The sequence below is a fragment of the Kitasatospora cinereorecta genome (assembly GCF_024172095.1).
Classification (GTDB): Bacteria; Actinomycetota; Actinomycetes; order Streptomycetales; family Streptomycetaceae; genus Kitasatospora; species Kitasatospora cinereorecta.
In genome coordinates this window covers 473,559-487,214 of sequence record NZ_JAMZDX010000002.1, presented here as the reverse complement: position 1 = coordinate 487,214, position 13,656 = coordinate 473,559, and the positions used below count along the sequence as shown (strand labels likewise).

Sequence of the window (13,656 nt, the reverse complement as noted above, 5' to 3'; positions counted from 1 at the left end):
GCGGACGGCGGCCGGTCACACCCGGGCGGTGTGCAGCGCGATCAGCAGCCGCCAGACCTGCCCGGCGAGTTCGGCCGGGTCGGCCGGGACGAGGCCGTGCAGCCAGTCGGCGAGCAGCGCGGTGAAGGTGGCGGCCACGGCGGTGGCGACCAGGTCGGCGTGCGGGGCGCCGCGCAGCTCGCGTTCGCGCAGGCTGCGCTCGCGCAGCTCGCGGTGCATCAGCTCGCCGAGCGGCCCGCCGCCGCCCGGGGCGAGCAGCGCCCGGTAGAGCCGGGCCCGCTGCGCGGTGGCGGTCAGGAAGTCGACCAGCGCGGGCGGCGGTACGGCGGGGTCGGGGAGGCCGCGCCAGGCGTGCAGGGCGTCGACGGCGTCCCGGACGGTCTCGGCGCAGGCGTCCACGGCGAGTGCCCGCAGGTCCTCGTGGTGCAGGTAGAAGGTGGCCCGGCCGACGCCGGCCCGCCGGACCACGGCGGAGACGCTGACCTCGTCCAGCGGGCGTTCGGCACACTCGGCGAGCAGCGCGGCGCGCAGGGCGCCGCGGGTCCGCTCGGCGCGGGGGTCGCTCATCGGGCGGCGAGGACGGCGGCCAGCGCGATCGCCCCCGGCAGGGCCTGGGCGAACAGGATCCGCCGGTTGGCGGTGGCGGCGCCGTAGAGGCCGGCCACCACCACGCAGGACAGGAAGAAGACCTGGGCCTGGAAGCCGACCGGGTCGGCGGCGATCAGGCCCCAGACCAGCCCGGCGGCCAGGAAGCCGTTGTAGAGGCCCTGGTTGGCGGCGAGCGGGGCGGTGGCCCGGGCCAGCTCGGGGTCGAAGCCGTGCAGGCCGCGGCCCGGCCGGCGCTCCCAGAGGAACATCTCCAGCACCAGGATCCAGCCGTGCAGCGCTGCCACTGCCCCGACCAGCACGTTCGCGAGGACCTGCATGACCACTCCCACTTTCCGGACAACTGTCCAGGAATCATAGACAGCTGTCCGGGAAATCACCAGCGGCGCAGCCACACCGCGGTGTCCGGCGGAAGCCACCCGTCGCGCAGCGGGGCACTGGCGAGCAGCAGTTCGCGGTGGGCGGGGGGCTGCGCGCCGGCCGCCGAGAGGTTGACCACGCAGGCGAAGCCGTCGCCGCGCTCGAAGGCCAGCACCCCCGGCGCCGCGGGCAGCCAGGCGAAGTCGCCGCCGATCCCCGCCCGGCGGATCCGCAGCGCGGCCCGGTAGAGCGCGAGCATCGACTCCGGGTCCCGCTGCTGCGCCTCGACGGTCAGACCGGCCCAGTCGGCCGGCTGCGGCAGCCACGACTCCCCCGCGCCGAAGCCGTACGGCGGCTCGGTGCCGGACCAGGGCAGCGGGACCCGGCAGCCGTCCCGGCCGGGGTCGGTGCCGCCGGAGCGGGCGTGCATCGGGTCCTGCAGCCGGTCCAGCGGCAGGTCCTCGACCTCGGGCAGGCCGAGCTCCTCGCCCTGGTAGAGGTAGACCGAGCCGGGCAGGGCCAGCGAGAGCAGCGCCGCGGCGCGGGCCCGGCGCAGGCCGAGCGCGCGGTCGGTGGGGATGCCGAAGGCCTTGGCCGCGAAGTCGAACCGGGTGTCGGTGCGCCCGTAGCGGGTGGCGGTCCGGGTCACGTCGTGGTTGCACAGCACCCAGGTGGCCGGGGCGCCGACCGGGGCGTGCGCGGCGAGCGTGGTGTCGACCGACTCGCGCAGCGCCTCGGCGTCCCAGGGGCGGGCCAGGAAATCGAAGTTGAAGGCGGTGTGCAGCTCGTCCGGGCGCAGGTAGCGGGCGAAGCGCTCGGTGTCGGGCACCCAGATCTCGCCGATCAGCACCCGGGCCGGCTGGTAGGAGTCGGCGACCGCCCGCCAGGACCGGTAGATCGGGTGCAGGTCGTCGCGGTCGACGTACGGGTGCACACCCGCGCCGGGGTCGACCTCGGGCAGGACCGGGTCCTTGGCGAGCAGCCCGGCCGAGTCGATCCGTACGCCGGCGGCGCCGCGGTCGAACCAGAACCGCAGGATCGACTCGTGCTCGGACCGGACCCGCGGGTGGTCCCAGTTGAGGTCGGGCTGGGCGGCGGCGAACAGGTGCAGGTACCAGTGGCCGTCGTCGATCCGGGTCCACGCGTCGCCGCCGAACTCCGACTGCCAGTCGTTGGGCGGCAGTTCGCCGTCCTCGCCGCGGCCCTCGCGGAAGTGGAACAGCTGGCGCTCCGGGCTGCCGGGGCCGGCCGCGAGGGCGTCCCGGAACCACGGGTGCCGGTCGGAGACGTGGTTGGGGACGATGTCGACGACGGTCCGGATGCCGAGGTCGCGGGCCTCGGCGATGAGCTTCTCGGCCTCCTCCAGGGTGCCGAACACCGGGTCGACGTCGCGGTAGTCGGCCACGTCGTAGCCGCCGTCGGCCATCGGCGAGGGGTACCACGGGTTGAACCAGACGGCGTCGACGCCGAGTTCGGCGAGGTACGGCAGGCGGGCGCGGATCCCGGCCAGGTCGCCGACGCCGTCGCCGTTGCCGTCGGCGAAGCTGCGCGGGTACACCTGGTAGATCGCCGCGGTCCGCCACCAGTCGGAGGGCTCCACGGTAGGGGTTCCTTTCAGAGGTCCACGGGGGGTCACCCCTTGAGGCCGCCGGAGGTCAGGCCGGCCATGATGTTGCGCTGGAAGATCAGGAAGAACACGACGGTGGGCGCCGAGGCGATCGCCAGCGCCGCGATCACCACGTTCTGCGAGACGCCCAGCGAGAGGGAGTTGATGCCGATGTTGAGCGGCTGGTTCCTCGGGTCGGGCTGCACCAGCAGCGGCCAGAGGAAGTCCTTCCAGACGTTCACCACGGCGAAGATCGAGACGACGCCGAGGATCGGCCGGGACATCGGCAGCACGATCGACCACAGCGCCCGCAGCGGGCTCGCGCCGTCGATCGCGGCGGCCGCCATCAGCTCCTCGGGGATGGAGTCGAAGAACCGCTTCAGCAGGAAGATGTTGAAGGCGTTGGCCACCGTCGGCAGCCAGATCGCCCACGGGGTGTTGACCAGGTTGACGTGCAGCAGCGGCAGGTCGAGCACGGTCAGGTACTGCGGGACGATCAGCACCGCCGCCGGGATCATCAGGGTGGCCAGCATCATGCCGAGGATCAGGTTCCCCAGCACCGGGCGCAGTTTGGAGAGCGCGTAGGCGGCGGCCACATCGAAGACCAGCTGGAGGGCGAGCGCGCCGAAGGCGTAGTAGAGGGTGTTGAACAGCAGCCGCCCGATCCGCAGTTGGCTCCAGGCCTCGCGGTAGGTGGCGGGGTGGAGTTGGTGCGGGAAGAGGGTCGGCGGGTTCTGGATCACTTCCCGGGTGGACTTCAGCCCACCGGTGACCAGCCAGTAGAGCGGGCCGAGGAAGACCAGGGTGAAGACGAGGACCACCAGGACGAGCACGATCCGGTAGGCGCGCCGCCCGCCGGGCCGGTTCAGCTGGGTGTCGGAGATCAGGGTGCGCATCGCGGGCTCCCGTCCTAGTCGGCGCTGCGGCTCAGCCGCACGTACAGCCCGGAGAAGCCGGCCAGCACGAGCAGCATGACCAGGCCGAGTGCCGAGGCGCTGCCGTAGTTGTCGAAGTTGAAGGCGTACTGGTAGATCAGGTAGACGACGGTCGTGGTGGACCCCTCGGGGCCGTTGCCGCCGGTGAGCAGGAATGGCTCGACGAAGACCTGCATGGTGGCGACGATCTGCAGCAGCAGGAGCAGCGAGAGGATCAGCCGGGTCTGCGGGACGGTGACGTGCCAGATCCGGCGCAGCAGCCCGGCGCCGTCGAGTTCGGCGGCCTCGTACAGTTCGCCGGGAATGTTCTGCAGGGCGGCCAGGTAGATCAGGGTGGCGCCGCCCATGGTCATCCAGGTGGCCGCGAGCACCACCGAGAACATCGCCGTGGTCGAGGAGTTGAGCCAGGCCAGGGTGGGCAGGCCCAGCCCGGCCAGCAGGTGGTTGAACAGGCCGTGGCCGGGGTCGTAGAAGTACTTGAAGAGCAGCACCGAGGCGACCGGCGGCATCATCACCGGCAGGTAGACCAGCACCCGCAGGTACGCCTTGGCGTGCCGGAGCTCGTTGAGCAGGACGGCGACCACGAACGGCACCGCGAAGCCGAGCAGCAGCGCCAGTACGGTGAACAGCAGGGTGTTGCGCCAGGCCTGCCAGAACGCCGGGTCCTGGACGATCCGGTCGAGATTGTCCAGTCCGACCCAGGTGGTACGGCCCCGCTTGGTCTTCTGGAAGCTCATGACCACTTCACGGACCATCGGGTACCAGGAGAAGTAGCCGAAGCAGAGCAGCGCACCGAGCAGGAAGCCGTGCGCCGTGAGGTTCTGCCGGACGCGCTGCCGGGTGGAGGTGCGGATCGCCGCCATGGGTGGAGCTCCAAGGAGGGGTGGGTGGGGCGGGGGCCGGCGCCCGGGCCGGACCCCGCGGGCCGTTACTGGAGGTTGGCGAGCACCTGGTTGACCTGGCTCTCGGCGTCCGCGAGCAGCTTGTCGACGTTCGCGCCCCGGTCGGTCAGCACCGCGGAGACCGCGTTGTCCAGGACCTTGTAGATCTGCTGGGCGTTGGCCGGTTCGGTCTTTCCGGGCACCGAGGCGGCCAGGTACGGCGCGTAGTTCTGCACCGGGACGGTCGCCGAGGCGGCCTTGGCCCGGTTGTCCGCGGCGAGGCCGGCGCCGGTGAAGAAGAACGGCTGCGGCAGGCCCACCGGCAGGCCGTCGCCCTTGGTGCGGGCGTAGTCGAACTGACCCTTGCCGATGGTGAGGTACTTGAAGTTGATCCAGGCGATGCCGGCCTTGATCTGGTCCGGGGTCGAGCCCTTCTTGAAGATGTAGTCGTTGCCGCCGAGCAGCGCCGACTTGCCGCCCGGCATCGGGCCCATGCCGTAGTCGTCGTAGTTGCCCTTGAGGGTCTGGACCATGTACGTGATGTCGTCCGGCGCGCCGACGTACATGCCGAGCTTGTCGGTGGCCATCCGGGTCATCAGGTCGGGCCACTTGAGGCCCTGGGTGGCGCCCATCGCGTTGTCGGTCCAGCGCAGGTCGTAGAGGTTCTGCAGGACCTGCTTGCCCTCGGCGGTGTTGAACGCGGCCTTCTTGCCGTCGGCGGTGGTCATCGAGCCGCCCAGGCCGTACAGCTCGGCGGTGTAGTGCCAACCGCCCTGGTTGGTGGCGCTGTAGTCGCCGTAGCCGTTGACGCCGTTGCCGAGGGCGGCGATCTTCTTCGCGGCCTCGCGGATCTCGGCCCAGGTGGTCGGCGGCTTCTCCGGGTCCAGGCCGGCCTGCTTGAAGAGCTTGCGGTTGTAGAGCAGGCCCATCTTGTAGTTGGACGTCGGCAGGCCGTAGAGCTTGCCGTCGGCCTTGAGGGTGGCCAGCACCGAGGGGTCGATGTCCTTCAGGGCCGGGACGGTCTTCTCGTTGACGTACGCGCTGATGTCCGCGGCGCCGTTGGCGTCCAGCACCTGGTTCAGGTCGGTGAAGTAGCTGTAGAAGACGTCGGTCTGGGTCCTGCCCTTGAGCTGGGCGGTGAACGCGGCAGGCTCCTCGCAGGGGAAGCCGTCCTTCGAGGCGACCGTGACGTTCGGGTAGAGCTTGTTGAACGCGGCGACGTCGTCCGCCCACTGCTTGCGCTCGGCGGGCTTGCTGACCGGCGGCTGGCAGTCGATCGAGACGGTCACCTTGGCGGCCGGGTCCAGCGGGGCCGCGGCGTCGGCGGAGCCCGCCTTGCCGGCGTCGCCGCCCGAGGAGGTACCCGAGCTGCAGGCGGCGGCGGAGAGCGCCAGGCCGGCGGCGGCCAGCAGGGCGACGGATCTGCGGAGGAGCACGTCTGAGGTCATGCGGGTGGACCCTTTCGAGCGGGTGGGCGGCGCGAAGGCGCGGGAGAGCCCGGGATGTCAGGTGGGGGGCGGCCGTTCGGCGGAAGGGCATCGCCGACGGCGAGAACCACTTAAGCAGCCGTCGACAGAATGCCGCAAGATGTCGACGAGCTTTTGCAAACTGGCGACTGTCGACTTGCGCAACGCTGCCCGGCGAGCCCGATCGTGGGCCCCTCGCGGGGCCCTGCTCGCGGGCACGCCGAAGAGGGCGGACGCCGGCGCGCCCGCCCTGTCCGGCCGGAGAGGCTACGGGTTGACGGTGATCTTGAAGGTGGAGGTGGTGTTGCGGATGTCGACCGCGTTGTCGCTCAGCGTCAGGTGGTTGAAGGTGACCGACCCGACCGCCGGGCCCTGCCCGGCCTCGGGCATCTCGTTGGCCCACAGGCCGAAGCCCGACTTGGCGTCGTAGGCGTCACCGCTGCGGTGCGCCCCGCTGATCGACACGTTGGTGAACACCGTGTCGGTGATGGGGTTCTGTGGCTGTCCGCCGCTGTAGTTGGTCTGGAACATGATGCCGCTGTACGTCGGGTCCACGATGTCCACGTCGCCGACCCGGATCCCCTGGAACACCTTGGAGGCGGAGAACACCCAGATCCCCGGGAAGGTCTGCGCGCCCCAGAAGTGGCCGCCGGCCCGGACGATCGAGATGTTCTGCAGGTTGGTCGGGTCGGTGCCGAAGCCGTTCATCGGGTAACCGAAGTCCAGCGAGGAGATGGTGATGCCCGAGTAGCACAGGGTGTCGGCGATGTAGATGTTGCGGAAGGTGTTGGCGTAGCCGCCGTACACCGCGATCCCCGCCGCGCGCCAGGTCAGGATGGTGGTGAGGTTCTCGTAGACGTTGTTCTTCTCGTCGGCGCCGCCGGCGTCGATCGCGGAGAACAGCGCGAAGGAGTCGTCACCGGTGGCCCGGGCCTCGTTGTTGGAGACCAGGTTGTCGGTGGAGCCGTTGGTCATGTTGATGCCGTCGGCGAAGGTGTCCCGGATCCGGGAGTTGGTGATCTTCATGGAGTCCGTGTTGGCGCCCCAGTACATGCAGACCATGTGCTCGGTCCAGATGTTGTCGATCGTGATGCCCGCGACGTTGGCGAAGTCGAACACCTTGCCCGGACCGTCGATCCGCGAGGTGTAGTTGCCGAAGTAGGCGAAGCCGGAGAAGGTCGACCCGTTGGCGGTCGCCTCGGCCCGGAAGCCGACGTCGGTGTTGGACTGGCTGGTCGGGGCGTGGAAGCGGGTGAACCACGGTCCGGCGCCGATCACCTTCACCGGCTTGCCGTACACCTGGAACTTGTTGGCGGTCTGGTAGTCGCCGGCCGGGAGGTAGACGCCGACCAGGGTGCCGGTGGTGTCCATCCGGACCTTGTCCAGGGCGTCCTGGACGTCCTGGTGAGCGAAGCCGGTCGGCACCACGTACTTGGCCGGGTCGGGGTTGGCGATCTGGGTGGCCTGCTCCAGGCTGACGAAGTCGATCGCGAACTGCCCGCCGTTGGCGGCGTCCTTCTGCAGCCGGATCTTCGCGCCGGCCGGCACCGTGGTGCCGAGCAGCAGGTTGGCCTCGTCGTAGACGTGCCGCGGGCTGCCGGCCCCTGGGGTGTTGCCGGGCGAGGTCTCGTTGCCGTACAGCCAGGCGTACTTGGAGGTCAGGTCGATGGCCTTGAGGAACGTGCCGTCGACGTAGACGTCCAGGGTGGAGCTGGTGCCGTCGCCGGATGCCGAGTCCGGGATGGAGAAGCGGGTGACCAGGGTGTTGGTCGGGGCCTTGGTGGTGAACTCCACCGAGGCGCCGGTCTGGTTGAGCGTCACCGCGCGACGGCCGGAGGCCTCGCCGGCCAGGTCGCCGATGGTCCGGTTCGGGCCGACCACGGCGGCGCCGCCGGCCAGCACACCGTCCTCCGCCTCGTAGGTGTCGTAGGGCATGTTGGCACCGCGCCCGACGTACAGCTGCTGGGTCGAGGTGTTGTTGCCCTGCTTGACCGGAAGTTCGTTGGCGTCGTCGGCGATCACGCTCCGCACCGTCCAGCGCCCGTTGACCGCCGTCCAACTGCCCAGCGACACCGGGGAGGTGGTGGCGCCGGGGGCGATCGCCCCGCTGTACGAACCGGTCAGGGTCTTCACCACGGCGCCGGTGGCGGCGTCCGCGACGGTCAGGGTGACCGCGTGGCTGCCGCCGGCCGTGGCCACCGTGCCCTGGTTCTTCAGTGCCACGGTGAAGTTGACCGCACTGCCCGCCGCAGGGTTGGACGGCGACCAGGCGACCGGCGCGGCCACCAGGTCGGAGCTGGCCACCGGACTGACGGTCAGCGCGGTCGGGCTGGTGAGGTTGTTGTTGGTCTCGTCCTGCTCGATGACGGCATTGGCCTCGTCGGCCTTGGCGGTCACCTGGTAGCTGCCCGCGCTCTGCGTGCCGATCGCCGCCGAGACGGTGCCGGACGCTCCCACGGCCAGTGCGCCGACCTGGGCAGTGCCGACCTTGGTGGTGCCCAGGTAGAAGTTGACGCTGCTGGCGCCCGCCGGGGCCGTACCGGTGTTCTTCACCGTGGCGGAGAGCGTGACGGTGTCGGTCTCCACCGGGGCGGCGGGTGCGGTGGTGATCCCGGTGACGGTCAGGTCCGGGTTGGGCGCCGGGGTACCGACCACCTGGAACTCGGCCACCTGACCGGCCGGGGCACCGGAGTTGGCGGTGATCCTCAGCTGGACGTCGGCCACCCGCGCGGACACCGGGACGGTGACGGTGTTCCCGCTCGCCGGGTCGAAGGTGTAGACCTTCGGCGCCACCAGGCTGGTGTACGTCGAGCTGCTCTGCTCGCGGCCGAGCACCTCGATCGTCTCGGTCCGGGTCGACCAGGCCGAGGCCGGGTTGAGCTTCAGCACCACCTGGCTGGTGTCGGCGTTGGCGCCGAGCGCCACCGTCAGGGTGTCCGGGTAGCTGCCGCCCGCACCCTCCCAGTAGGTGGTGGTGTCGTTGTCGTTGGCGTTGGCGGCCACGAAGGTGTAGACCGAGGACGAGGCGATGATCGGCTTCCCGGCCGCCAGGTTGGTGCCCGTCCCGCCGCCGCTGCCGGTGCGGATGACCGTGTTGCTGCTGCCCGACTGGTTACCCGCCGCGTCCTTGGCCTTGACGTAGTAGGACACGGTGGCGCTGTCCGGTTGGCTGTCGGTGTACGTCAGCACACCGCCGGCCACGCTGGTGCGCAGCGCGCCATTGGCGTACACGTCGTAGCCGGTCACCCCGACGTTGTCGGTGGCCGCGCCCCAGGTCAGCCTGATCTGCCCGGAGGCCGGCTGGCTGTACGCCAGGTCGGCCGGGGCGGAGGGGGCCTGGGTGTCGCCGCCCTGGCCGGTGCGGGTGACCGTGTTGCTCGCCGCGGACTGGTTGCCCGCCGCGTCCTTCGCCTTGACGAAGTACGAGACGGTCGCCGAGTCCGGCCGGCTGTCGGTGTACGTCAGCACACCGCCCGCCACGCTGGTGAGCAACTGCCCGTCGGCGTACACGTCGTAGCCGGTCACCCCGACGTTGTCGGTGGCCGCGCCCCAGGTCAGCCTGATCTGCCCGGGCGCCGGTTGGCTGTACGCCAGCGTGCCCGGCGCGGACGGCGCCTGCACGTCGCCGGAGCTCGGACCGTACGCCTCGAACTCCGCCACCTGGGCGGCCGGCCAGCCGGAGTTGGCGCTGAACAGCAGCCGCAGGTAGCGGGTGGTGCTGGTGGGCAGGCTGATGGTGACGGTGTTCCCGCCCGCCGGGTCGAAGGTGTACGCCGCCGAGGCCAGCAGGTCGGTGAAGGTGCTGCCGTCGGTGGAGCCCTGGACCTTGAAGGTCTCGCTGCGCTTCTCCCAGCCGCTCGGCAGCCTCAGCACCAGCTTGTTGACCGGCACCGCCGAGCCCAGGTCGCCCTGGATCCACTGCGGGAAGGCGTTGTTGGCGCTCTCCCAGTAGCTGCCCGGGTTGCCGTCGGCGGCGTTGGACGCCGCGTACGAGCCGTTGGCGCTGCTCGCGGTCAGGGTGCGGCCCTGCAGCAGGTCGGCCGAGGAGCTGGAGGCCCCGTAGACCTCGAACTCGGAGAACTGGGCGGCCGGCCAGACGCTGTTGACCGCCACCTGGACCCGCAGGTAGCGGGTGGTGGTGGCGCCGAAGCCGATCCGCACCGTGTTCCCGGCACCCGGGTCGAAGGAGTACGCGGTGGCGCCGACCAGGGTGGAGAAGGTGCTGCCGTCGGTGGAGCCGAGCAGGGCCAGCGTCTCGCTGCGGCTCTCCCAGGAGGCCGGGAGCTTGAGCACCACCTGGTCGACGGCGCTCGCACTGCCCAGGTCGACCTGGACCCACTGCGGCAGCGCGTTGTTGCCGCTCTCCCAATAGGTCGACTGGTCACCGTCGTTGACGTTGCCGACCACGTACTGGCCGTTGGCACTGCTGGCGGTGACCGGCTTGCCGGCCGCCAGGTTGGGCCCGCCCGCGGCATGGGCCGGCAGGACCGGCCCGGCGAGCAGGAGCATCCCCACCGCGACCGACGACGCCGTCAGCCGCGGGAGTATGCGCTTCGATCTCATGACGTCCCTCTGTCTCTGATCGATTCCGGTGGACCGATCCCGAATCCGGGGAGCGATTCGGGAGAGTGATCAGGAAAACGACAAGGATCTATCGCTTTTTTGCGTTGTGGCAGCCAAGAGTTACCGCAGGGCTACGAACATGTCAACGGATCGCGCCGAACGCGGGCAGACGGAAACGGGCGGACACCCGAAGGTGTCCGCCCGTTTCCGAGGAGGCGTCAGTCGCGTTCGCGCACCGGCGCGGTGGAGCCGCGCACCACCAACTCCGGCTCGAAGAGCAGCTCGTCGTGGGTCACCTTGACGCCGGCGATCTCCCCCACCAGCAGGTCCACCACGGCCCGGCCCATCGCCTCGATCGGCTGACGGACGGTGGTCAGCGGCGGGTCGGTGCACATCATGAACGAGGAATCGTCGTAGCCGACCACCGACACGTCGTCCGGCACCGAGAGTCCGGCCCGGCGCACCGCGCGCACCGCCCCGAGCGCCAGCGGGTCGCTCGCGCACACCACGCCCGTGACCCCGCGCTTCAGCAGCCGGGTGGTCGCCGCCTGCCCGCCCTCCAGGCTGAACAGCGCCCGCTCGACGTGCTCCTCGGGCAGCTCCAGACCGAGCCGCGCGACCACCGCCTGCGCCGCGGCCAGCTTGCGCTGCGAGGGCATGTGGTCCGCGGGGCCGAGCACCAGGCCGATCTTCCGGTGCCCCAACTGCCGCAGGTGGCCCAGCGCCTGCTCCACCGCCACCGCGTCGTCGCAGGAGACCCGGGGGAAGTCCAGGTGCTCGATCGCCGCGTTCAGCAGCACCGTCGGCAGGCTGCGCTCGGCCAGCCGCTGGTAGTGCTCGTGCGGCGCGTCGCCCTGCGCGTACAGGCCGCCGAAGAACACCACACCGGAGACCTGCTGTTCCAGCAGCAGGTCCACGTAGTCCGCCTCGGAGACGCCGCCGGCGGTCTGGGTGCACAGCACCGGGGTGAAGCCCTGACCCGCCAGCGCACCGCCGACCGCCTCGGCGAACGCCGGGAAGATCGGGTTGCTCAGCTCCGGCAGCACCAGGCCGACCAGCCGGGCCCGTTCGCCCCGCAGCTGGGTCGGCCGCTCGTAGCCGAGCACGTCCAGCGCGGTCAGCACGGCGGCTCTGGTCGCCTCGGAGACTCCCGGCTTCTCGTTCAGCACCCGGCTGACCGTGGCCTCGCTCACTCCGACCTTCTTGGCCACCTCGGCAAGTCGTCGCGTCATGCGCCCGAGTGTACGGCAAACAACGCAAGCCGCTTGCGTTGATTTGCAGAGCGATCGTCCGGACACTGTGCGCGATCGACCGTGTACCGTCCGTTCGGAGAACCCCGTGCGCCACCGCCTGCTCGCCGCCCTCGCGGCGCTCCCGCTGCTCCTCCTCCCCGCCGCCCCGGCCGCCGCCGACCCCGCACCCGCCCGCTACGCCGCACTCGGCGACTCCTACGCCGCCGGCGTCGCCACCGGCCCGTACGACCCGGCGAGCGGCGACTGCCACCGCTCGCCCCGCGGCTACCCCGCGCTGTGGGCCGCCGCCCACTCCCCCGCCGCCTTCGTCAACGCCACCTGCAACCGCGCCGCCACGGCGGACGTGGAACGCGACCAACTCCCCCGGGTCCCGGCCGACGCCACCCTGGTCACCCTGACCGTCGGCGGCAACGACCTCGGGTTCGCCGAGGCCGCCGGGGCCTGCCTGCCGCCGCTCACCTCCGACACCGGCTGCGACCGCGCCCTCGACGAATCCGAACGCCGGCTCACCGAGGAACTCCCCCACCGGCTGGACACCCTGTACACCGCGCTGCACAGCCACGCCCCCGACGCCCTGGTCGTGGTCACCGGCTACCCCCACCTGCTCGCCACCGGCACCACCTGCTGGGTCGGCACCGACGCCCGCCGCGCCCGCTTCGCGGCGCTCGCCGATCGCCTCGACGACCTGACCCGCTTGCGCGCCGAGAAGCACGGCTTCGCCTTCGCCGACGTCCGACCCGCCTTCACCGGCCACGAAGTGTGCACCGCGCAGGGCCCCGAGTGGCTGACCAGGATCGTGCTCCTCCCGCTCTGGGAGTCCTTCCACCCCACCGCCGCCGGCCAGTCCGACGGCTACCTGCCCGCCGTCACCGCCGCCGCCGAATGACCCGCCGACGGGCCACGCCGTTATCCGTGCGGAACCCGTCGGCCGCGGCCGGTAGTCTGGCTCCCTTGCGAGGGCCCCGGGGCGCATCAATGTCCGTAGGCTGGGCAGGTAGGACCGTGGAGCGAGGCGTTCCACGGGCGGTGGAGGGAGACACTGGGTGATCGAGCTGGAAGACCTTCCCGAGTTGATCGACCCGGTGATGATCTGCGCCTTCGAGGGCTGGAACGACGCCGGCGACGCGGCCTCGTCCGCCCTCGGTCACCTCGACGAGCTCTGGGGCGGCAAGGTGTTCGCCGCGCTCGACGCGGAGGACTACTACGACTTCCAGGTCAACCGCCCCACCATCTGGCTGGACGGCGGCGTCCGCCGGATCACCTGGCCCACCACCCGGCTCTCCGTGGTCCGGGTCACCGAACCCACCACCCGCGACCTGGTCCTGGTCCGCGGCATCGAGCCCAGCATGCGGTGGCGCTCGTACTGCAACGAACTGCTCGGCTTCGCCCACGAGCTGGGCGTCGAACTCGTGGTGATCCTCGGCGCGCTCCTCGGCGACACCCCGCACAGCCGGCCGGTGCCGGTCAGCGGCGTCACCTCGGACGCCGCCCTGGCCCGCACCCTCGACCTCGAGGAGAGCAAGTACGAGGGCCCCACCGGCATCGTCGGCGTCCTCCAGGAAGCCTGCGCCCACGCCGGCGTCCCGGCGGTGACCTTCTGGGCCGCCGTCCCGCACTACGTGGCACAGCCGCCGAACCCCAAGGCCACCCTCGCCCTGCTCAACAAGGTCGAGGACCTGCTCGACCTGCGGATCCCGCCGGGCGAACTGGCCGAGGACGCCCGCGCCTGGCAGCTCGGCGTCGACCAGCTGGCCGCCGAGGACAGCGAGGTCGCCGAGTACGTCCAGCAGCTGGAGGAGGCCCAGGACACCGCGGAGCTGCCGGAGGCCTCCGGCGACGCGATCGCCCGCGAGTTCGAGCGCTACTTGCGGCGCCGCGACAACCTCGGGCCGACCGGCGAGAAGCCGATCACCGGCCACGCGACGGACCGGCCGAAGCCGGACGAGGACGAGGACGACGACTCGGACTGATCGGGCCAACCATCAA

At 71.1% G+C, this 13,656-nt stretch carries 10 protein-coding genes; 2 read left to right on the top strand and 8 right to left on the bottom strand.

Annotated features, from left to right (window positions below):
* Window positions 1–15: 15 nt before the first annotated feature.
* The 8 genes from FHR36_RS09100 to FHR36_RS09065 all read right to left on the bottom strand — a co-directional run bounded on the left by FHR36_RS09100 (window position 16) and on the right by FHR36_RS09065 (window position 11,649).
* Entirely contained in the window at window positions 16–567 is a 552-nt protein-coding gene (locus FHR36_RS09100; protein ID WP_253795526.1) for a TetR/AcrR family transcriptional regulator, read from the bottom strand.
* Window positions 564–926: a DUF1304 domain-containing protein gene (locus tag FHR36_RS09095; RefSeq protein ID WP_253795524.1), complete on the bottom strand. Its 363-nt coding sequence runs from the start codon at window positions 924–926 to the stop codon at window positions 564–566. Before FHR36_RS09095 ends, FHR36_RS09100 begins: the two co-directional genes overlap by 4 nt.
* Window positions 927–982: 56 nt before the next feature.
* Window positions 983–2,566: a glycoside hydrolase family 13 protein gene (locus FHR36_RS09090; protein WP_253795522.1), complete on the bottom strand. Its 1,584-nt coding sequence runs from the start codon at window positions 2,564–2,566 to the stop codon at window positions 983–985.
* Between the two features lie 32 nt (window positions 2,567–2,598).
* Window positions 2,599–3,468, bottom strand: coding sequence for a carbohydrate ABC transporter permease (locus tag FHR36_RS09085; protein WP_253795520.1), 870 nt, complete (start codon window positions 3,466–3,468; stop codon window positions 2,599–2,601).
* A 14-nt stretch (window positions 3,469–3,482) separates the two neighbouring features.
* Window positions 3,483–4,370 carry a carbohydrate ABC transporter permease gene (locus FHR36_RS09080; protein WP_253795518.1) on the bottom strand — a complete coding sequence of 296 codons (888 nt, stop codon included), beginning with the start codon at window positions 4,368–4,370 and terminating at the stop codon, window positions 3,483–3,485.
* Between the two features lie 65 nt (window positions 4,371–4,435).
* Window positions 4,436–5,836, bottom strand: coding sequence for an extracellular solute-binding protein (locus FHR36_RS09075; RefSeq protein WP_253795516.1), 1,401 nt, complete (start codon window positions 5,834–5,836; stop codon window positions 4,436–4,438).
* A 285-nt stretch (window positions 5,837–6,121) separates the two neighbouring features.
* The gene (locus FHR36_RS09070) at window positions 6,122–10,417 is read right to left on the bottom strand and encodes a discoidin domain-containing protein (RefSeq protein WP_253795514.1); all 4,296 of its coding nucleotides are present in this window, start codon (window positions 10,415–10,417) and stop codon (window positions 6,122–6,124) included.
* Window positions 10,418–10,635: 218 nt separating this feature from the next.
* Window positions 10,636–11,649, bottom strand: coding sequence for a LacI family DNA-binding transcriptional regulator (locus FHR36_RS09065; protein WP_253795512.1), 1,014 nt, complete (start codon window positions 11,647–11,649; stop codon window positions 10,636–10,638).
* A gap of 106 nt (window positions 11,650–11,755) precedes the next feature.
* Here FHR36_RS09065 and FHR36_RS09060 point away from each other — a divergent pair, with 106 nt between their 5' ends.
* Together FHR36_RS09060 and FHR36_RS09055 are read left to right on the top strand one after the other, a co-directional pair.
* A complete protein-coding gene (locus tag FHR36_RS09060) occupies window positions 11,756–12,556 on the top strand; it encodes an SGNH/GDSL hydrolase family protein (RefSeq protein ID WP_253795510.1) in 801 nt (266 codons plus the stop codon).
* Window positions 12,557–12,713: 157 nt separating this feature from the next.
* Complete coding sequence (locus FHR36_RS09055) at window positions 12,714–13,640, top strand: PAC2 family protein (protein WP_253795508.1); 927 nt, start codon at window positions 12,714–12,716, stop codon at window positions 13,638–13,640.
* The last annotated feature ends 16 nt before the right edge of the window (window positions 13,641–13,656 follow it).

Bases quoted from the DNA above. Each gene is read 5' to 3' on its own strand.
- FHR36_RS09075 (WP_253795516.1), bottom strand. From the start codon at position 5,836: ATGACCTCAGACGTGCTCCTCCGCAGATCCGTCGCCCTGCTGGCCGCC.
- FHR36_RS09065 (WP_253795512.1), bottom strand. From the start codon at position 11,649: ATGACGCGACGACTTGCCGAGGTGGCCAAGAAGGTCGGAGTGAGCGAG.
- FHR36_RS09095 (WP_253795524.1), bottom strand. From the start codon at position 926: ATGCAGGTCCTCGCGAACGTGCTGGTCGGGGCAGTGGCAGCGCTGCAC.
- FHR36_RS09100 (WP_253795526.1), bottom strand. From the start codon at position 567: ATGAGCGACCCCCGCGCCGAGCGGACCCGCGGCGCCCTGCGCGCCGCG.
- FHR36_RS09070 (WP_253795514.1), bottom strand. From the start codon at position 10,417: ATGAGATCGAAGCGCATACTCCCGCGGCTGACGGCGTCGTCGGTCGCG.
- FHR36_RS09080 (WP_253795518.1), bottom strand. From the start codon at position 4,370: ATGGCGGCGATCCGCACCTCCACCCGGCAGCGCGTCCGGCAGAACCTC.
- FHR36_RS09085 (WP_253795520.1), bottom strand. From the start codon at position 3,468: ATGCGCACCCTGATCTCCGACACCCAGCTGAACCGGCCCGGCGGGCGG.